The organism is Metabacillus malikii (assembly GCF_030813355.1).
In the GTDB taxonomy this organism is placed as follows: Bacteria; Bacillota; Bacilli; order Bacillales; family Bacillaceae; genus Metabacillus; species Metabacillus malikii.
Map to the genome: position 1 here is coordinate 55,103 of NZ_JAUSUD010000021.1, position 20,010 is coordinate 75,112.

Here is a 20,010-nt window from a genome sequence, read left to right on the forward strand (position 1 = left end):
TATCGTTTATTCCTTTTTTAATGCTCTTAATATTTTGAGTTCTTGCGCTAATTTTGATTCGATTTCTATTTCTGCTTTGTTAAGTATATCAGTAGAGTCCATATTGGATTGAATACCTAAGTCTATTATTTCGTCCCAAATTTTTTCGGCCTGATCATCGAGTGGGGTGAGGAATGGTTCTTCTGCTTTCTCCATTATGGTTTCGTAGAGTGTTTGGACCTTTTGATTACCAAGAAATTCATTTTTATATTCAAAACTTATAGGGTTACCACGTGCTGGAATGTATGCAGAAACTGTATTTTGAACGCCCGTTAACAGTTGGTAGTTTGCATAAAATTTAATAAATTCCCAGGCCATTTCCTTATGATTACTATTACCAGGAATTGAAAAGAAGGAGCTATTATTCCAACTGTATACATTAAAAGGAAGTCTTGTCGAACGCCATAACCCTTTTTGTTCAGGTGCAAATCCATTTATCTCATCTGATCCATATGTCCCTTGATAAATCATTGCAATTTTACCCTCTTGGAGTGCTTGCTTTCCTTCAGGCATATATAAATCAAAATGTGCAACTAATTCAGCCTGATACGCACGTTTAGATAGGTCTAAAGCTTTACGTAATGTTTCGTTATTTCGATTGTATTTGTAATCCTTTGTAAAAAAGCCTACTTGATTTTCATAAAGATTCATTAATTCATTAGGCCTTTGCATTAACCAAATTCCATCCTTAGCTAAGGTCTCAGCGATGGTAAACCAATTGTTTGGGTCTTCCATAAAATTCGCTAATGCTTCAGGTTCTGAAGGGAAACCATATTTCTCCATTATATCCGGGCGGTAAAATGTAACACGTGGAGAAGTTGAGAAGGGAATAGCAAATTGCTTTTTTTCATCAACCGATGTACCCGAATTCCATAGTGCAGGTGGGTAGTCCTTCGCTAGTTTATCAGCATGAAAAGGAGCTTGATTAAGGTCTTGAAGACCTTCTATATCTTTGAAATTTTTAATATGTGCACTATCAAATGCCATAATGTCTGGCACATTACCGTCCACAAGTGCATTCATATATTCTTCTTGGTAGACACCAAAGTCAAATGCCTTGACATTGATTTCAACATTTGGAAATAGTTTTTGAAATTCAGTAATTGAGTACTCCCAACCACCTTCATACCAAGCCCATAATGTTAACTCGATAGACTCCTCTTTTTTTTCTATTACTTTTTTTTCAGGTTCCTTAGTTTCTTGTTTAGTTGGTGCACAACTACTAAGAATAAAGGTAAAAACACAAATGAGTAGGATGAGCATTTTGTTCATTGTGAATCCACACCACGCCTTACTTTAGAATTAGCTATGTTGCTTAATGTAATGGATTAATTTATCTGCTGTTAAAGGCTTACTAAAGAAGTAACCTTGGAATTCATTACATTGGAATTGACGGAGTGTATCTAGCTCCTCGATCGTTTCCACTCCTTCAGCAACAACATTTAAGTTTAGTTCATGTGCCATTAATACAATTGTTTTTACGATTGCTTCTTTTCTTTTGTTTTGATTGATATCTCGCACAAAGAATTGGTCAAGCTTAATCTCTTGTATAGGCAGATTTAATAAGTGATTTAATGATGAGTAACCAATTCCAAAATCATCTATTGAAATAGAAATGCCTAAACGATGAATTTGTTTTATTTTTTCGATAACATGGTCTATTTCACGAATAAAGATGCTCTCCGTTATTTCAAGGTTTAAATATTGTGGCTCTAATCCGGTTTTTTCCAAAATATCTGTTAATGTTTTTATCAAGTCAGTTTGGTGAAAGTTTTTAGCTGATAAATTTACAGCAACAGGTACTTTTGCATAGCCTTTATCCTGCCAAAACTTCAATTGTTTACATGCTTGATTTATACACCATCTATCGATATCAACAATTAGGCCTAGATCTTCTGCTAGAGGAATAAAGGTTGCTGGCGAAATGGTCCCGAATTTGGGGTGATTCCATCTAATAAGCGCCTCCATCCCTGATATTTTTCCTGTACTAGAATTGATTTTTGGCTGATAATACAATTCGAACTGATTATCTTGTAATGCCTCATGGAGACCATGATCAAGCAGCATTTTTTCAGTAAATGATTCTTCCATCCGCTTTTTGAAAAATCGTGCTTGTTGGCCGCCCTCTTCCTTGGAACTGTACATGGCCATATCAGCATTTTTTACAAGGGTACCTATATCTTCTCCGTCATCAGGAAAAATACTAATTCCGATGCTTGCCCCAATATATAAAGTGTTATCCTTTAATTCGATAGGAGCCTTGATTATTTGAAGAATTTGATTTGTCGTATCTGAAATATCATTTACGTTTGTAATTCCATTGATAATTGCTACAAATTCATCTCCGCCTAAGCGGAAAACTTTCATGTCATCGTGCTCTAACGATTTAATTCTGTTAGAAATGATTTGGAGAAGCTTGTCTCCAGCTTCGTGTCCTAATGTATCGTTAACTTGTTTGAAACGATTCAAATCTAAAAAGAGAATCGCAAACATATCCTTGTTCCTATCGCTTTTTTTAATAAGCTCTGCAAGGAACTTTTGGAAATGTAGACGATTTGGAAGCTTTGTTAAAGGATCATAATATGCAAATTGGTACAGTTCTTCTTCAGATTTGATTAGGTCCCTCGCTTGAATTTCTAACTTCTGATTAATTGTGTGAACCTCTTGAAACATGCCCTTTAAATTTATCGACATATCCTTAAAGTTATCAATGACGATTTTTAATTCTTTAATAAATGTTTTAGGCCAGTTGATAGACTCCATTTTTTCTAATTTACTTGGTAATCCTGTAGTTGCTTCCGATAGCTGTGATAAGGTACGAACAAATAGCCTGTTAATAACAAAAGCAATGATGAAAAATACGCCTGTAAACATTAATATAAATTGAAATTGATTTAAAAAGTCTTCATAGATTATTTCCTGAAAATGGTAAATTGGAATCAAAATAAAAATAGTTAACCCAGTTAATTCATTGTACTTCTCATAAGTAAGGTAGCCGGATGCCCATCTTTCAAGTTCTGTTGTATGTTTATTTTTAGGAGGCAATGTCTCATACAGTCGACCTGCTTCCATTGTCTGTGATGTTCTTCCAAATCTAGATACCTCCTTTGATGATTTATTCGGGAGATTTGATGTAACTATATTTTGTTGCTTATCAGTAATGACGACGTGATAGTTTGTTTCATTCGTGTATTTTCGGATAAGGTCCTTCAGGTAACCAATATGAATTACTCCATTTAATTTGAGATGGAGTATATCTTCACTTGACCATTTGGAGAGATCTGATTCAATGCTTCCTACACTTGTTTTGGCTAGTTGCTCAGAGGATACCCTTGTTCGTTCATAAACATTTACTGTGCTGACCCCACCGCTAATGACAAACGGTACGATAACCGCAATAATTACCATATGAAATAGTATTTTATATAAATTAACTAAATAACTACCTGAACTATCCTTTTCCAGCCAACGGTTTAGAGGGAAGTATGTAATCATGATATCGGCAATTAATGCATTAAATAGTCCATTTGTTACCATAAATGCGATAGAAAAAGGGATTGCTTCAAGTAAATCCTGTTCAGGTGAAATTTGATTGTAGACAAGAAAGGCTAATGGTCCAAAAACTAACCAAAATATAAGGTCAGGAACAAATAGGCTTGAACCTTTTAGTTTTTTTACTATGAGACCGACAGTGATTACTTCTAGCAGAGGTAAAATCTCATAGGCTGAACCGTTTAAAAATATGATTGGAATAAAATAGGTAAAAAGTACAGTGGGAAGTGCAAATCGAAGCCCGAATAGCCCGATTAACAACAATAAGAAAATGCTACCAAAATTAAAGGTAATGCCTAATATAAAAGAAATATTAAATAAACTAAAAAGAATAGATAAGAGAATTAAGATTGAAGCAATGATGAGCCTTCCGTTATGGTTGTTCGTGTTCATAGCATGCTATCCTTCCATTGAAAAGCTATATTATCAATTTTGATCGTAATGTTTCGATGAACATGTACTAAATATCATGATATATATTATATCATGAAGTCTAGCGCTATTTTCTATACTATATCATAGTAAATAATTGAACTATAAAGTTAGAAGCGATGCATTAACACAGCTCAAATAAGTTGATCCATTAAGTAAACAATATCAATAAATATATGACAAGCGATTAAGTGATAGTAGACATACATTTTCTTTAAAGATTGAACGACACTGACCATTTCTTGTAAAGTATCTTGAATTAAAGACATTCCAATAAGATGGCTGAGAGAATAATTGAAGCAAATTGGAAGTCTTGGATAATGTATATGCGAGACTAGTTCCATGTTGCATTAAATTGCACCACTTTTGTCAGCATCAATATTTTAAAATAATTAAACAATCTCACTATTAATCCGATATAAACAAAAGAATGTATATTTAAAGTATAGAATGGAGGTACAACATGGAAGAAAGAGTTCGCAGAAAAGTAAAATTAAATATAAAAACTAAACTATACCTAAGTTTTATTTCGGTCATTCTGTTGTTTATCGTAGCAATCGTGGCTTCAACAACAATGAATAATCGTATTAGTCAGTCAACATCAGATATATTTTCGATTAACCAAAAGCTGAAAATCGTAGAGAATGTAAATATGTTTGCAAAAAATGCAAACGCAGATGCTGCACAATATTTGTTAGCGCCGGAGAATTTACAGGGTAATTTTAAAGAGCGTTATCTTTCTGATGTAGAAACGGTCAATCAACAAATTGCATCATTAAAGAAGATGGTTGACGATAAAGATGAGCTCAAACAAATTGAAAACTTTACAAATGAATGGGATGCATTCCTGAACAATGTTGAATGGCTATTTACTCAATATGAGGCAGGAAATGTAGTAAGTGCTCAACAATCTTTTACAAAGAAATCATTCGACCCGGTTGCATTTGCGTTACTTTCCTACAATATAGAACAGGACAAGCTTGTTAATGAGAAGGAAGTGGAAATTACTGAAGCGATTACGACTGTTAAATATGTGAATGTAATCATTCCGTTAGTGGTTATTGTAATTGCATTAATACTTTCAAGTATACTAGCGAATCGGATTACACGAAATATTAAAGTTGTACAGAACAATGCGATGCAAGTTGCAAGTGGAAATCTTCTAGTCGAACCAATTCGAATAAATAGTAATGATGAATTAGGTCAATTAGCAGCTTCCTTTAATACGATGGTTACTTCGTTAAAAGAGTTAATTGGTGGGGCAGACCAAGTATCTAGCCAAGTTGCTGCATCGTCGGCACAGTTACAGGCAAGTTCAGAGCAAACAAGCATAGCTACAGAACATATCTCTTCAGTTATGCAGGAAATGGCTTCAGGTACTAGTCAACAGGTTGAGGGTATTGCAGAAAATCAACAGCTTATTCAAAATGTTTCAGACGGGATGTTAGACATAATGAAACGCTCAGAAGGAATGACTGAAACGATTCATTCTAGTAATGTTATTTCTGAAAAAGGGAAACTGGATTTAAGTAATGCAACAAACCAAGTTAAGAAAATTGAAAACAGCACAAATCGTATGAGTGAGGTTATTTTAAATTTAGACAATCACTCTTCAAGAATCGGTGAAATTGTTTCTGTGATTACAAGTATAGCTGAACAGACGAATTTATTAGCGTTAAATGCAGCAATTGAAGCAGCAAGAGCAGGTGAGGCTGGGAAAGGCTTTGCTGTTGTAGCTAATGAGGTTCGGTCACTAGCAGAACAATCTAGGAACTCAGCAGAGGAAATCAAGAATGTAATCGAGACCATTCAATTAGAGACAACAAAGACAGTTAATGAAATGCAAACAAGTAAAGAGGAAGTTGATAAAGGTATAAACCTTATCAATATTGCCGAAACATCCTTCAAGAAGCTAGAGGAAGCGATTAAAAGCATTACGAAAGAGAATGAAGTTATTCGCGATATTACGATAAGAGTTAGCAAGGATACAAAATCTACAAGTGACCATATGGTAGTTGTTTCAAAGATTGCAAATGAAAATGCAGAAGGCACAGAGATGATTTCTTCAGCAACAGAAGAGCAAATGGCATCAATGGAAGAAGTGGCTGCCTCAGCTGTAGCACTTGCGAAACAAGCGGAAGAATTAAGAGACTTAATTGGGAAGTTTACGTATTAGAGAGGGGGATAAACATGCTAAGAAGAATTATATTAATAATCTTACTAATACCATTATTTCTAGTTGGGTGTTCCTCATCTAGTGAAAGTAGTAAGGTCACACTGGAATTTTGGACAACGACTGCGGAAGCTGAGACAACTGCGTTATTAGATATTGCTAAGAAATTTGAGAAGCAGCATCCTTCTATAAAAGTTGATGTTAAGGAAGTAGAGTTTGGGAAAGCACAGAATCAATTTAAAACTGCAACATTATCAAATCAAGCGCCGGATATATTAAGAAGCGATATTGCTTGGACAACAGAATTTGCGGACTTGGATATCTTGTTGCCGTTAGATGATAAAGTATCTGAGGAAGACAAGGAAGACTACTTTGAATCGGCATTTAAATACAATATGTATGAAGACCATATCTATGGGATTCCTATGGTTACAGACTCACCAGCGCTTATTTATAATAAACGAATGCTTAAAGAAGCTGGATTTAACGAAGCTCCTAAAACAATGGATGAACTACTGATGATGAGCAAAGCATTAACGAACGAGAATCAATATGGCGTATTCATCTCTCCTGATTCCTATTATGCCTTACCATATGTATGGGCATTTGGGGGTGGGATGATTTCTGACGACAAGGAAATTTTAATCAACAATGAAGGATCAAGAAACGGGATAAACTTTATGCTGAAACTAATGAATGAAAAGGTGGTACAGCCTGAACTACAATTTGACAATTGGAATCAGGTGATGATGGATGATTTCAAAGCGGGAAAAGTAGCAATGATCATTAATGGGCCATGGGCAACTACTGATATATTAAGTGGTGCAGAATTTAAGAACGCTGAAAATTTAGGAATTGCACCAGTACCTGCAGGACCTGCGGGACAAGGTTCTCCTGTTGGAGGACATAATCTCGTTATATCAAATTATACACAAGCACCTGATGAAGCATATCAATTCATAGAATTTTTGAATAATAGAGAAAATCAGGCATATCTCGCTAAGGAATTAGGGATACTGCCTACAAGACAAAGCGCATATGAGGATGAAGAATTACTCGAAAATCAAATCTTCCAAGGCTTTAAATCACAGCTGGAAGTTGCAACATCCCGCCCTGTAATCCCTGAAGGCCCGCTATTGTTAAATGATTTTTCAACATATCTACCAAAGATATTGTTGAAAGAAGTATCGACAGAAGAAGGTTTGAATCGTATCGAAGATTCGTGGGATTACTTGATAAATTAAACAAAGAGGGTGCCTCAAAAGTCAGATTTCACACACGCTAATTTTTGTTGTGTTTGAGAAGTCCGCCTTAGTTGGGTCACCCTCTTTATCTATATATTTACCATTCTAAGCAAGTGCAGATTATGGTACAGGTCAAATCTAGAATGATTTTTAGTTCCGGTAAATAGGAATGATGGAATAGGTATATAGATAGATTGATGGAGAATGAGGTGTAGTGCTATCGTAAAGTAAACTCAAATAAAGCGAGTGTTAATAAATGAAAAAACCATTACTATATTTGATTTCGGCATTAACTATTGCTTTGACCGGTTGTGTATCAAACGCAGCTAGAGATTATAAGAATGATAAAGAGGTTCAATCAAGCATTACAAATCAAATTGTTGAAAAAGGGAAGGAGACCTATTATATAGAGTTAGAGCCTGACATAGACAATATAAAATTCGGAGTACATATGGGAATTCCATTAATAAATGATAATCAAATTATTGTCCCAGTTAAAACGAAAGGTAAGCCTGTATATACTTTTAAAGCGAAGGTGAATCTTGAAGATAATGAGCAGACTAAAGTGATTACTTCAATTGATATTGGTAATGGTGGGTACGGTATGGGTGTGTTTGAAGAGTACCTTTTATCAACTATATTTTCGAAAAAGCATGAGAAAGTCTTCGAGGAACTCAAAAATAGTCAGAGTTGTGTAATAATTCATCGTATTGAAGTATCACCTAAAAGGTTTGACGACCTAGAAACTAGTAAACAAATGAAAAAGGAGTTTGCAACTGATTACGAAGAAGGAAGATTTGCTAATACGAAGGAATACGATGGCTTATTAGAGAAATATATGAAGGAGAAAGATGTTCATACCAATGAACCTTATTACCCAGAGGTTACAATCGAATTAACATCAGGGTCAAAAGCCAATTTTAATGAACTAGTACATTATGTAGAGAAAACTACAAATTTGCCTTATGCAGAATACTCAATTTCCATGTATTCTACTTTAAATCGTGATGAAAACTATCACGAAATAGTGTTAAAGAATAGAGAAAATGAGAGTAAGTAATAATTGTCTAATATGCTAGAAAAGGGAGATAAATGAATGTCGGAAATAGAGAAATTTCCATTACTATCTGGCCATATTTCTATGGATTTAGTTAATACAGAAATCGTTAGAAGGGGCCATCGCTACAATATATTAGAGAATGGAGATGACCTGTGTGATTGGCTTAACTGTATGACAACTATCCATCCCTATATTCATCGATTATGGAGCAAGAATTGTGAAATAGAAGAATTATTAGAAAGACTGCTAGAAATTCGTCAGATGTTAAGAGAAACTTTTGAGAGCATAGCTGATGGTCATGGGATTTCTAATGAATTTATCGATTATTTAGAGACCAATATCAAGGAAGCTCCATTTACCTTTAAATTAATTCAAAACAAGCTAGTAGCTATTCCACAAGGGAATACAATCAATGCAATTAAATCCCTAATTGCATACGATGCGTTAAAATTAATTGGAGAAAATAAGTTAAAGAAAGTAAAGAAATGTTTAAATCCAGACTGCGTTCTTTTATTTATTGATGAAGGGGGAAGACGCAAATGGTGTTCAATGAAGATTTGCGGTAATAGACAGAAAGTAGCCCGCTATCAGAAAAAGTCAGAAACTGAATGAATAGAAAGAACCATTGCTAGCACGCAAATGGTTCTTTTTTAGCTGTATAAATAATGTTTAGAGGAAAAAATGAAGAAAAGACGGGATTAACTAACCTCTAATTATTATATTGACAGGTTAGTTTGTCTTTGTTTATAGTAAGAATGTAAGAAAATATTGGAAAAAAAGGGTTGATGTGTTGTGCAAGGGGGATTGTGTCTGATACATGCCAACTATTTCTCAAAAATGAAAGGAGGCAGCAGTAACCCATTACAAATAAATTTGAAGGATGTTATGACAGGCTTTATTGGTGGATTTTTAACAATTTACATGCTAATTTTAGTAACCAATTTGACAATGATAAGCTGGCTAATGGCACCTTTTGGCGCAAGTTGTGTCCTTGCATTTAGTGCGTGGAATGCTCCGTTATCACAGCCGAGAAATATTATTGGAGGCCATTTTGTTTCGTCATTTGTAGGTCTATCTGTTGCGACACTTATTGGAACTGAACCTTGGTCAGTTGGAATGGCAGTAGGACTTGCAATTTCATGTATGATGTTAACAAAAACAACACACCCTCCTGCAGGTGCTGATCCGATAGTCATTATGTTAGGGTCATATAATTGGAGCTATTTATTTTCACCTGTATTAACGGGATCCGTACTAATCGTAATCATGGCATTACTTATCAATAATCTAAGGCAAAACCGAAGATATCCAATCTTTTGGTATTAGAGGAGGAGTAGGGGAAATGGAACATTATCTTATGAGACAACTACAATTTGCTAGGCAAAATACAATGAAGTTAGTGAAGGATGTCGATGATATAAAATCAGAGAATTTCATAAAGGGATTTAATAATCATATAAAATGGAATTTAGGACATATTTATGTCGTTCATGAACGTTTTGCTTTTCATTTTGTAGGAGAAGAATTGATGCTACCAGAGGCATACTTACCTCTATTCAGTCCAGGAACAAAGCCACTTGAAGTGAACGAACCAATGCCTTCGATGGAAGAGTTAACGAATGCATTGAATACGCAAATTACTAGAATAGAACGTAGATTATCTAATCGTTTGAAAGAGCAGGTAACAACCCCATATACAACATCTACAGGTCTCTATTTACAATCAGTTGAGGAGTTTTTAAGCTTTTGTTTATATCACGAAGGAATGCATTTCGCAACAATCAAAGCGATGAAGCAACTCTTATCCTAGCCTCCCGTTTAAAAGGAAAAGAACCATTCTCATCATAGTTAGATAGAGTATGGTTCTTTCGATGTTTATTTGTTTGATTGATTAAGGACTCAGCCCTCGTTTTCGTTTTTTTAGAATATGGGTTTACACCATTCCAAGTACCGCGCTTAATCGTTACATCCTGTTTGCCTTCTCTAACAAGTTTCTCGCGGTACCTTTTAGCTTTTGATTTAGCCATAAATATTAACTCCTCTCAATGTAGTTATTCCATCATATAAATTATCCATTAAATTGACAAAAATGAAAAGCCATTTTAGGTTAAAATCCTCATCTCATTATATAGGGAATCTTGTATAATAGGTGATTATATTGTTACTAACTTTCTCTTAATATAGAGGTGAATTACATGATTATTTGGATTAATGGTACATTTGGTGTCGGTAAGTCTACTGTTGCCTATGAATTACAAAGAAGATTGCCTTTATCCTTTGTATACGACCCGGAGCGGTTTGGTTCCGCATTGATGGGCAATATCCCAAAGGAATTAGCTAAAGGAGATTTTCAAGATTATCCGTTATGGCGTGAGGCTAATTATAAAACACTCAAACAGGTGGCTACAGAATATATTGGTACAATTATTGTTCCGATGACGATAACGAACGATACGTACTACAATGAGATAATTGGAAAGTTACAGGAAGATGGTATTGAAGTAAGCCATTTTACATTAACTGCAACACCGCAGACAATTGAAAAAAGGCTAAGAAAAAGATTTGAAGGGAAAAAATCATGGGCTTACCAACAAGCAGATGAGCGAATAAACGTTTTATCAGATGAGCGATTTAAAGAACATATACCGACAGATACAATGACCATTGATGATATCGTTAATTTAATCGCAAACACTACAGGATTGACACTTCTCCCAGATATTCGAACAAAATCTAGAAGAAGCTTTGAAAGGCTAAAGATAACGTTACAGGAAGCTAACTTGTTTAAGTAATTAAATAGTATTAGTGGATAATTTTCACATTTGTGAGAAAAAAGCGTTTACAAAATAAAAATCCTCATCTATAATGACACTAACAAGTTAAGAATCGTGCTGATGAGTCATTGAGAAACAGCTTATTGTGTTAAAAGGGTTATTGTGCCTTTTAATACATAGGCTGTTTTTTTGTCTTTTCAGGAGATTGTTAACATGTTTGTAAGCGTTTAAATAACGAAAGGGGTAGATGGGGATGTCAGCTTTCTTAGGTGAAGTCATTGGTACGATGATATTAATTATTTTTGGTGGGGGAGTTGTAGGAGGAGTTGTATTAAATAAATCAAAGGCTCAAAATGCAGGATGGATCGTGATAACAATGGGATGGGGATTTGCAGTTGCTTTTGGGGCCTATGCAGTAGGTAGTATAAGTGGTGCGCATTTAAATCCTGCTGTTACAATAGGGTTTGCCTCGATTGGTGAGTTTCCGTGGGCAGATGTACCGGCTTATATTGCAGCACAATTGTTAGGAGCTTTTATAGGTGCGACAATTGTTTGGTTATATTATTATCCACATTGGAAAGCGACAGATGACAAGGGAGCAAAACTAGCAGTATTTTCTACAGACCCTGCGATAAAGCATACCCCTTCGAATTTTATAAGTGAAACAATTGGTACTGCTGTACTTGTGTTTGGTTTACTTGCAATTGGTGCAAATGAATTCACAGAAGGACTTAATCCGATAATTGTAGGATTTTTCATTATGGCGATTGGGTTATCGCTCGGCGGAACAACTGGTTATGCCATTAACCCTGCACGTGATTTAGGACCAAGAATCGCTCATTTTCTCTTACCGATTTCCGGGAAAGGATCATCGAACTGGAAATATGCTTGGATACCAGTGTTAGGACCAATTACGGGTGGGATTTTAGGTGCTCAATTCCACTATGCTGTGTTTAATAGTGGTTCTTTGAATGCGCTATATATTTTAATAGGAATCTTAGCTATTATTGTACTAATTGCTAGATTTTCAAATACAAATAATGACATAGCCTATAAAAAACAACAGAGCTTATAAAAACATATAAGACAAGGAATAAAGGGGAGAAGAATGATGGAAAAGAAGTATGTATTAGCATTAGACCAAGGCACAACAAGTTCAAGAGCAATTTTATTTAACAAAGCAGGAGAGATTGTTGATATCGCACAAAAGGAGTTTACACAGCACTTTCCAAAATCGGGTTGGGTAGAGCATGATGCAAATGAAATTTGGAGTTCCATTTTAGCAGTTATTGCAGAGGTGTTGACTAAGACGGATGTAAATCCTCAGGAAATTGCTTCAATTGGTATTACGAATCAACGAGAAACTGCAGTCGTTTGGAATAAGGAAACTGGCAGACCGGTATATCATGCAATTGTATGGCAATCAAGACAAACTGCTGATATTTGCGAAGAATTAAAAGAGAAAGGTTACAATGATTTATTCCGTAAAAAGACCGGACTATTAATCGATGCCTATTTTTCAGGGACAAAAGTAAAATGGATACTTGACAATGTTGAAGGGGCAAGAAAGGAAGCGGAAGAAGGAAAATTACTATTTGGTACAATTGATACATGGCTAATTTGGAAACTCTCCGGGGGAAAAGAGCATGTGACAGATTATACAAATGCTTCTAGAACGCTCATGTACAATATTTACGACCTCAAATGGGATGAAGAATTGCTGGAAATACTTGATGTACCAAAGGTAATGTTACCTGAAGTACGTAGCTCTTCAGAAGTATACGCAGAAACTGCAGATTATCACTTCTTTGGAGAATCTGTACCAATTGCTGGTGTAGCAGGTGACCAACATGCAGCTTTATTCGGTCAAGCGTGTTATGAAAAAGGAATGGCTAAAAACACATATGGTACAGGGTGCTTTATGTTAATGAACACAGGAGAAAAAGCTGTACCATCTGAGCACGGGTTATTAACGACAATTGCATGGGGGCTTAACGGGAAGGTCGAATACGCTTTAGAAGGCAGTATTTTTGTAGCAGGCTCTGCAATTCAATGGTTACGTGATGGATTAAGAATGCTCGATAATGCACCAGCGAGTGAAGGGTATGCCACGAGAGTAGACTCAACAGAAGGTGTATACGTTGTACCTGCATTTGTTGGCTTAGGTACACCATATTGGGATAGTGATGCACGCGGGGCAATCTTCGGATTAACACGTGGTACAACGAAAGAACATTTTATACGTGCTACACTTGAGTCTCTTGCTTACCAAACGAAGGATGTATTAAAGGCAATGGAAGCAGATTCGGGTATAGAGCTGAAAAAACTGAGAGTCGATGGCGGAGCAGTAAAAAATGACTTTCTTATGAGCTTCCAAAGTGATATTTTAAATGTGGCGGTTGAACGGCCTGTCGTTAGCGAAACAACTGCGTTAGGAGCGGCTTACTTAGCAGGCCTTGCAGTTGGATTTTGGAAGGATCGTTCAGAAATTGAACATCAATGGCATATTGAAAAATCATTTGAACCAGAAATGAATGAAGAACAACGAAGTCATTTATATGATGGGTGGAAGCGAGCGGTTGAAGCAACAATGGGCTTTAAACCAAATAAAAAGTCATAATTTAGAAACAAATATCTTGAAACAACATATAGATATAGTACAATGATTATATAGTAACCCGTTTATACACATACAAGTTAATAAATATAGTCTAAAGAAGATGAGAGGACTACAACGAAGCTGTTAGCAAATGCTGACAGCGAATGTTGTAGTCCTCTTTTTTTCTAGATAGGTAATCATGATATTTTGTACGTAGTTTTGGTGTCTAGCTCCAGGCGCCATCGGCCGATAGGCAGGTGCCTTGCGCTTTTCTAATTAGGGAGGATGGTTGTTAGTATGAATATGTTTTCAAGTACATTAAGGAACGAGTATTTAGAAGATTTAGAGAAAGATCCAGTGGATTTACTTGTTATCGGTGGTGGAATTACTGGAGCAGGTATAGCATTAGATGCCCAGCTTAGAGGCTTAAAAACAGGCTTAATCGAAATGCAGGACTTTGCTGCAGGAACATCAAGTCGCTCAACAAAACTAGTCCATGGTGGGTTGAGATATTTAAAGCAATTCGAGATAAAACTTGTAGCAGAAGTGGGGAAAGAACGGGCAATTGTATATGAAAATGCACCACATGTTACAACACCTGTATGGATGATGCTTCCGATATATAAGAATGGTACATTTGGGCGATATTCTACATCGCTTGGCTTAAAGGTTTATGATTTTTTAGCGGGAGTTAAGAAGTCTGAACGGAGGAGAATGCTAAATAAACGTGATACGATTTCGAGAGAATCCCTATTACGCGAAGAGGGGCTTATCGGTTCAGGTGTGTATGTGGAATATCGGACAGACGACGCAAGACTTACACTTGAAGTGATGAAAGAGGCAGTTAGTCGTGGAGTGACAGCCGTTAATTACACGAAGGCAGAACAACTTATCTATAAGGACGGTAAACTAGTTGGGGTAGAGGTGATTGACCAACTAAAAGGGATACGAAAAACAATCTATGCAAAGAAAATTGTCAATGCAACAGGACCTTGGGTAGATGGGTTAAGGGAGAAAGATCGGTCGAAAAAAGGAAAGTATCTCCACTTAACTAAAGGAGTTCATCTTGTTATTGATTCCTCCCGTTTCCCGCTTAAGGAAGCTGTATATTTTGATACACCATTTGATGATGGACGAATGATGTTTGCGATTCCACGTGATGGAAAAACATATGTTGGAACAACAGACACAAATTATAAAGGAGCGATTCACGCGCCACGAATGACTATAGATGATAGAGATTATATTCTGAATGCAACAAACTATATGTTTCCGTCATTGCATTTAACAGAGGCAGATGTAGAGGCAAGTTGGGCTGGTCTTCGTCCGTTAATACATGAAGAAGGAAAAGACCCATCAGAAATTTCAAGAAAAGATGAAATTTTTGTATCAGAAAGTGGACTCATTACAATAGCAGGAGGGAAATTAACAGGCTACCGAAAAATGGCTGAAAGTATTGTTGATTTAGTATTAAAACAGCTATATGGGTCACAAAGCATACCAAAAACAACTACTGACAAAGTTGCTCTATCTGGAGGAGATGTAGGAGGTTCAGTTCGGTTTGAATCATACGTTACAGAAAAAACTGTTGAAGGTCAGGAATTAGGTTTAACGAAACAGGAGGCGTCAAAGGTAGTTAAGAGGTATGGGACTAATAGCGAGTTCATCTTTAAAATGATGAAAGAAGATGGAGAAGAAGCAAAGGCATTTGACTTATCCTTAGAAGTGTATGCTACATTGCGGTATGCAATTGAGCATGAAATGGCAGTTACATTAACAGACTATTTTAATCGCAGAACAGGGTCATTATTATTTGACATCGATTGGGTCGAAAGGTGGAAGGAGCCTGTCAAAAGGTATATGGCAACGAAATTGGAATGGACGAATGCTGAACAGGAAAAATACGAAAAAGAATTAAATCAAAGCATAAAAGAAGCAGTACTGCCGTTATTGGGTGAATAGAACGGTAAATTAACAGAGCAAATGGTGAAACACGAGGTGAAAGAATAGAAGATTAAGATAAGAGTAGACTCTATTCTATCCCTCTACCATTAACCACATAATTAAAAAGTTCGTGTTCTAATATTTCATATATTATTTTTTTGAGATGGAATGCATCTGTTTTATGAAGGGGAGTTTTCCATAAAATTAGCCCTGTTACAAACGGTGTAGGGCAATATTCCAGAAGAATCGCATTTAGTCAGTAACTCAAGAACGATATTACGTTAAGATTGTGAATGTTATGATAAGGGTACTCTGAATAAGGAGTGTTCACATATGAAAGTGTTATCTAACGGAGGTACAGGCCTTATAAGTAGTGCTACAACAAGTCTGGCAGCATTCGGGAATCTATTTCCATTTTTCAAGAGAACCATGAGTTACAAACAATCGATGAAGAGTTAAAACATGTGATGGATAGAGCTTATTTGAAATATGAGAAATTTCTAATGAATATTTCTGAAGCTAGTGACTGAATTTCGACTGTGGAGCATATCATGTATGAAGAGGATAAATAGATTACAGCTAACAGACAAACGAGTATTGGGGATCGGATAACCAAAACGAAGACATCATTGATTATATCATTTGATATGCTCAATCTCAGATGTTCAACATAAGGAGGAATGACATGACATTTAATGGACAAGGAATATTGCCAGCAATCAAAACAATGAAAGATTTTGAGAATATTTTAAAGAGCGATATTGAATATATCGTGATGCTCGAAGTACATATTGCACAACTTGAAAGCATAATGAAATATGCTAAAAGCTATCATAAAAAAGTTATATTACATGCAGACTTAATTCAAGGGTTAAAGAATGATGAATATTCAACAGAATTTCTTTGTCAGAAAATAAGACCAGCTGGATTAATCTCAACGAGGGGAATCGTAGTTAAAACAGCGAAGAAAAATAGTATTTTAGCTATTCAACGACTATTTCTGTTAGATACTCTTGCGTTAGAAACAAGTTATAAATTAGCAGAAAAAGTACAGCCCGATTACATCGAAGTGTTGCCTGGTTGTGTACCACACCTTATAAAAAAGGTACATTCTGAAACGAAAATTCCTGTTATTGCTGGTGGTCTCATTACAAACAAGGATGAGGTAAATGAGGTTTTCGCAGCAGGTGCGAAGGCAGTTACAACTTCTAGAAAGGAACTTTGGACACTCTCCCATAAAATGAAAAAACATTAAGTACCTCTATATGGGGTGCTTTTATTTATCTAGGGAGTGATTAATCAAAAGAGTTAGAGAAATTGTGTTGCATGATTAAGTCGCTATGATTATCATATACATAGATATTCTATGTATATGATTTTAAACCGCTGTACATATTTGATTAAGTGTTATCATTTTACAGATTATTTAACAAAGGAGAAGAACTATGAAGGGCTTTGTTTTCGTTTTGTTGCTACTTTATACAAGTATAACTATTTTGTGGATAGTGAACTCGCCACTTCTACATTCTTTGTGGGGAATTATGATATGGATTATTTTGATAGTGATAGGATTTATAGCATATTATCAAATAACCAAAAATAGTATCTTGAAGTTACTTATTCTGTATTCCTGTTACTTTATGGTATTTTTAGTTTGTGTAACAGGGATTATACACGTGGCTGTTTCTTCAATGCCTTAATGAAAAATAAAAGGTAACGAACCCGTACCAATTAAATAAAAACAGCAGGCCAGTGAAGTATATTTCAATACTAGCCTGCTTGCGATTATTTCACTGAAGATGATAAAAACTCGATTACTTGGTCTGGAGTTTTTGCATTTGCACTATGTAAATGTGCTTGCTTCTCGCCTTTTTTAAAAACTAGTAGACTAGGGATTCCCATTACATCGTATTTTTCTGCAATCTCAGGAAATTCATCTTTATCAATTTCTTTCATATTTACATCTTTAACTTCTTCAAAAACTGTTGGAAGGAACATATCCATTCTTTTGCAATCAGGACACCAGTCTGTTACAAACTTTACGACAACAGGCTCCTCACTTGCAATAAATTGTTGGAATTGTTCATCTGTTTTTAATTGTTCCAATTCTATCACCTCAACACTATTGTAACCAATTTATATAGAAAAATCAGTAGAAGTGATTATGTATTTTAAAAGAACATCTAAGACTTTATAATCGTTGCAGATTTCTTGACGAATATAGGAATTCTCATTATACTCGCCTTACAATAATAGAGTATATTTCGGGAAGGACAAAAATTATATGAAGATTGCAAATAAAGCATCGATTGAAAGTTTTAAGGAGAAAATAAACATAATTCCATATTTTCAAGGCAGTACATATTTAGTTGGTCCAATTCATTTGCCAGTCCAATTAGATGGGGAAACTAGAAATTTTAAGTGGTATTGTTGGTTGAATGTTGATGGAGAAATGAGTACCAACAGCATCGAGGAATTGCTAGATAATCTACCTAACGCAAACTTAGCTAATGCCCAGCAATCAAGTGTACTCGTATACGGAGATTTCCAATATACGGAGGATGCCCTAATTCGTATGCATAGCATTTGTCATACAGGTGATATTTTTGGGAGTAAACGTTGTGATTGTGGATTTCAGTTAAAGCAGTCTATGAGAATGATCGTAGAGCAAGGAAGCGGTGCTTTATTTTATCTCGCTAATCATGAAGGAAGAGGCATAGGCCTATTTAGTAAGGCTCTCGCTTACTTACTACAAGAAGAAGGATATGACACTGTAGAGGCTAATCTTGAATTAGGCTTCGAGGATGATACGAGAAGCTATGACGATGCTATTCGAATATTGAAAAGCCTTCGACATAAACCTGTTACATTAATCTCCAATAATCCAAAAAAGCTAGAAGCTTTACAGCAGTCAGGCGCAAATGTTGCTAAACGTATTCCTCTTTGGGGAGATATATCTGAATATAATGAAAAGTACTTAAAAACAAAGATGGAAAAGGCAGGCCATTTTAAAGGAGGTTTTCCTAATGAATGAGCATGAAGCTTATATGAAGTTAGCTTTATCAAATGCAAAAGCTATGAAGGGACAAACTGATCCGAACCCGTTAGTAGGTTCTGTCATCGTTAATCATAATCGAATTGTAGGGGTAGGAACCCACTTAAAGGCAGGAGAACCACATGCAGAGATTCATGCATTGAGAATGGCAGGAGAGCAAGCAAAGGGTGGAACAATTTATGTTACACTCGAGCCATGTTCACACCATGGAAGAACAGGACCTTGTGCAGAAGCAATCGTAAGAGCGGGAATAAAAAAAGTAGTGATTGCAACCTTAGATCCAAATCCGTTAGTGGCTGGTAATGGTGTGAAAATTTTAAAAGATGCCAATATTGATGTTGTTATCGGTGTCTGTGAAGAAGAATCCAGAAAGATGAATGAAGTATTCAATAAATTCATAGTCAAAGGTAAACCTTTTGTGACGCTTAAAGCAGCTACAACACTTGATGGGAAAATAGCTACAGCTTCCTGGGATAGTAAATGGATTACATCAGAAGAAGCACGCAATGATGTGCATGTACTTCGAAATGAACATGTTGGTATTTTAGTAGGTGTAAATACTGTCATTAAGGATGACCCAGAATTAACAGCCAGAATTCCGAATGGAAGAAATCCAATACGGATTATTCTAGATAGTTCATTAAGAATTCCGATGGATGCAAAAGTAGTAACAGATAGCAAAGCAGAAACATGGATATTTACTACAGAGGGACATTCAGCTGAAGTGAAGTCAGAACTAGAACAACAAGGGGTAAAGGTATTCGTGACAAGTGGGCTTGAAAGAGTTAACTTGGATGAAGTGTTAACGATACTAGGTGAACAATCTGTTTCTTCAATTCTTATTGAGGGTGGTGGAGAAGTGAATGCTTCATTTTTCCAAGAACAGCTTATAGATAAACTTGTACTATATGTGGCCCCTAAACTTATTGGTGGAAGAAAATCTCCGAGTTTTTTAGCAGGTGAAGGAATGGAATTAATGGCGGATGCGGTTGAGCTTGCGAATCTGGAAATCGAAAAAATAGGTCCCGACTTTAAGTATGTGGGCTATCCTGTCTTTCAATAAGTCGTTCTCTAAACAAAATGTATTATCAAGTTGTTTTTAAGAGGTGGCGTTCGCCTCTTGCGCTAATTGTCAGTA

The 20,010-nt window shown here is 35.8% G+C and carries 17 protein-coding genes; 13 read left to right on the forward strand and 4 right to left on the reverse strand.

What is annotated here, in order from left to right:
• Nucleotides 1-6: 6 nt before the first annotated feature.
• Complete coding sequence (locus tag J2S19_RS17665) at nt 7-1,311, reverse strand: ABC transporter substrate-binding protein (protein WP_307344470.1); 1,305 nt, start codon at nt 1,309-1,311, stop codon at nt 7-9.
• A 30-nt stretch (nt 1,312-1,341) separates the two neighbouring features.
• Nucleotides 1,342-3,984: a putative bifunctional diguanylate cyclase/phosphodiesterase gene (locus J2S19_RS17670; RefSeq protein WP_307344472.1), complete on the reverse strand. Its 2,643-nt coding sequence runs from the start codon at nt 3,982-3,984 to the stop codon at nt 1,342-1,344.
• A 502-nt stretch (nt 3,985-4,486) separates the two neighbouring features.
• Here J2S19_RS17670 and J2S19_RS17675 point away from each other — a divergent pair.
• From J2S19_RS17675 to J2S19_RS17700, 6 genes are all read left to right on the forward strand, one after another.
• Nucleotides 4,487-6,199, forward strand: coding sequence for a methyl-accepting chemotaxis protein (locus J2S19_RS17675; RefSeq protein ID WP_307344474.1), 1,713 nt, complete (start codon nt 4,487-4,489; stop codon nt 6,197-6,199).
• Between the two features lie 14 nt (nt 6,200-6,213).
• Entirely contained in the window at nt 6,214-7,440 is a 1,227-nt protein-coding gene (locus J2S19_RS17680) for an extracellular solute-binding protein (protein WP_307344476.1), read from the forward strand.
• Nucleotides 7,441-7,696: 256 nt separating this feature from the next.
• Entirely contained in the window at nt 7,697-8,500 is an 804-nt protein-coding gene (locus tag J2S19_RS17685) for a hypothetical protein (protein WP_307344478.1), read from the forward strand.
• Nucleotides 8,501-8,536: 36 nt separating this feature from the next.
• Nucleotides 8,537-9,112 carry a CGNR zinc finger domain-containing protein gene (locus J2S19_RS17690; protein ID WP_307344480.1) on the forward strand — a complete coding sequence of 192 codons (576 nt, stop codon included), beginning with the start codon at nt 8,537-8,539 and terminating at the stop codon, nt 9,110-9,112.
• Nucleotides 9,113-9,337: 225 nt separating this feature from the next.
• Nucleotides 9,338-9,826, forward strand: coding sequence for an HPP family protein (locus J2S19_RS17695; protein WP_307344554.1), 489 nt, complete (start codon nt 9,338-9,340; stop codon nt 9,824-9,826).
• A gap of 16 nt (nt 9,827-9,842) precedes the next feature.
• The gene (locus J2S19_RS17700; RefSeq protein ID WP_307344482.1) at nt 9,843-10,310 is read left to right on the forward strand and encodes a DinB family protein; all 468 of its coding nucleotides are present in this window, start codon (nt 9,843-9,845) and stop codon (nt 10,308-10,310) included.
• Here J2S19_RS17700 and brfA read toward each other — a convergent pair.
• Nucleotides 10,282-10,527, reverse strand: coding sequence for a ribosome rescue factor BrfA (gene brfA / locus J2S19_RS17705; protein ID WP_307344484.1), 246 nt, complete (start codon nt 10,525-10,527; stop codon nt 10,282-10,284). The genes J2S19_RS17700 and brfA overlap by 29 nt on opposite strands.
• A gap of 168 nt (nt 10,528-10,695) precedes the next feature.
• Between brfA and J2S19_RS17710 the strand changes: the two genes are divergently transcribed.
• The 5 genes from J2S19_RS17710 (at nt 10,696) to J2S19_RS17730 (ending at nt 17,072) form a co-directional block, all read left to right on the forward strand.
• Entirely contained in the window at nt 10,696-11,292 is a 597-nt protein-coding gene (locus tag J2S19_RS17710) for an AAA family ATPase (protein WP_307344486.1), read from the forward strand.
• 235 nt (nt 11,293-11,527) lie between these two features.
• Nucleotides 11,528-12,349 carry an MIP/aquaporin family protein gene (locus J2S19_RS17715; RefSeq protein WP_307344488.1) on the forward strand — a complete coding sequence of 274 codons (822 nt, stop codon included), beginning with the start codon at nt 11,528-11,530 and terminating at the stop codon, nt 12,347-12,349.
• A gap of 36 nt (nt 12,350-12,385) precedes the next feature.
• Nucleotides 12,386-13,894: a glycerol kinase GlpK gene (gene glpK, locus J2S19_RS17720; RefSeq protein WP_307344490.1), complete on the forward strand. Its 1,509-nt coding sequence runs from the start codon at nt 12,386-12,388 to the stop codon at nt 13,892-13,894.
• Between the two features lie 276 nt (nt 13,895-14,170).
• On the forward strand, nt 14,171-15,835 hold the full coding sequence (locus J2S19_RS17725) for a glycerol-3-phosphate dehydrogenase/oxidase (protein ID WP_307344492.1): 1,665 nt from the start codon (nt 14,171-14,173) through the stop codon (nt 15,833-15,835).
• 667 nt (nt 15,836-16,502) lie between these two features.
• Nucleotides 16,503-17,072: a glycerol-3-phosphate responsive antiterminator gene (locus J2S19_RS17730; protein ID WP_307344494.1), complete on the forward strand. Its 570-nt coding sequence runs from the start codon at nt 16,503-16,505 to the stop codon at nt 17,070-17,072.
• Nucleotides 17,073-17,602: 530 nt separating this feature from the next.
• Here J2S19_RS17730 and J2S19_RS17735 read toward each other — a convergent pair.
• Nucleotides 17,603-17,923, reverse strand: coding sequence for a thioredoxin family protein (locus tag J2S19_RS17735; protein WP_307344496.1), 321 nt, complete (start codon nt 17,921-17,923; stop codon nt 17,603-17,605).
• Nucleotides 17,924-18,101: 178 nt separating this feature from the next.
• Here J2S19_RS17735 and J2S19_RS17740 point away from each other — a divergent pair, with 178 nt between their 5' ends.
• Nucleotides 18,102-18,851, forward strand: a complete 750-nt coding sequence (locus J2S19_RS17740; protein WP_307344498.1) for a GTP cyclohydrolase II — start codon at nt 18,102-18,104, stop codon at nt 18,849-18,851.
• Nucleotides 18,844-19,935 carry a bifunctional diaminohydroxyphosphoribosylaminopyrimidine deaminase/5-amino-6-(5-phosphoribosylamino)uracil reductase RibD gene (gene ribD, locus J2S19_RS17745; protein ID WP_307344500.1) on the forward strand — a complete coding sequence of 364 codons (1,092 nt, stop codon included), beginning with the start codon at nt 18,844-18,846 and terminating at the stop codon, nt 19,933-19,935. The genes J2S19_RS17740 and ribD overlap by 8 nt, the downstream gene beginning before the upstream one ends.
• The last annotated feature ends 75 nt before the right edge of the window (nt 19,936-20,010 follow it).

Excerpts from the sequence above, each read along its gene's own strand:
- J2S19_RS17665 (WP_307344470.1), bottom strand. The coding sequence starts at position 1,311 with ATGAACAAAATGCTCATCCTACTCATTTGTGTTTTTACCTTTATTCTT.
- J2S19_RS17670 (WP_307344472.1), bottom strand. The coding sequence starts at position 3,984 with ATGAACACGAACAACCATAACGGAAGGCTCATCATTGCTTCAATCTTA.
- J2S19_RS17675 (WP_307344474.1), top strand. The coding sequence starts at position 4,487 with ATGGAAGAAAGAGTTCGCAGAAAAGTAAAATTAAATATAAAAACTAAA.
- J2S19_RS17680 (WP_307344476.1), top strand. The coding sequence starts at position 6,214 with ATGCTAAGAAGAATTATATTAATAATCTTACTAATACCATTATTTCTA.
- J2S19_RS17685 (WP_307344478.1), top strand. The coding sequence starts at position 7,697 with ATGAAAAAACCATTACTATATTTGATTTCGGCATTAACTATTGCTTTG.
- J2S19_RS17690 (WP_307344480.1), top strand. The coding sequence starts at position 8,537 with ATGTCGGAAATAGAGAAATTTCCATTACTATCTGGCCATATTTCTATG.
- J2S19_RS17695 (WP_307344554.1), top strand. The coding sequence starts at position 9,338 with ATGAAAGGAGGCAGCAGTAACCCATTACAAATAAATTTGAAGGATGTT.
- J2S19_RS17700 (WP_307344482.1), top strand. The coding sequence starts at position 9,843 with ATGGAACATTATCTTATGAGACAACTACAATTTGCTAGGCAAAATACA.
- brfA (WP_307344484.1), bottom strand. The coding sequence starts at position 10,527 with ATGGCTAAATCAAAAGCTAAAAGGTACCGCGAGAAACTTGTTAGAGAA.
- J2S19_RS17710 (WP_307344486.1), top strand. The coding sequence starts at position 10,696 with ATGATTATTTGGATTAATGGTACATTTGGTGTCGGTAAGTCTACTGTT.
- J2S19_RS17715 (WP_307344488.1), top strand. The coding sequence starts at position 11,528 with ATGTCAGCTTTCTTAGGTGAAGTCATTGGTACGATGATATTAATTATT.
- glpK (WP_307344490.1), top strand. The coding sequence starts at position 12,386 with ATGGAAAAGAAGTATGTATTAGCATTAGACCAAGGCACAACAAGTTCA.
- J2S19_RS17725 (WP_307344492.1), top strand. The coding sequence starts at position 14,171 with ATGAATATGTTTTCAAGTACATTAAGGAACGAGTATTTAGAAGATTTA.
- J2S19_RS17730 (WP_307344494.1), top strand. The coding sequence starts at position 16,503 with ATGACATTTAATGGACAAGGAATATTGCCAGCAATCAAAACAATGAAA.
- J2S19_RS17740 (WP_307344498.1), top strand. The coding sequence starts at position 18,102 with ATGAAGATTGCAAATAAAGCATCGATTGAAAGTTTTAAGGAGAAAATA.
- ribD (WP_307344500.1), top strand. The coding sequence starts at position 18,844 with ATGAATGAGCATGAAGCTTATATGAAGTTAGCTTTATCAAATGCAAAA.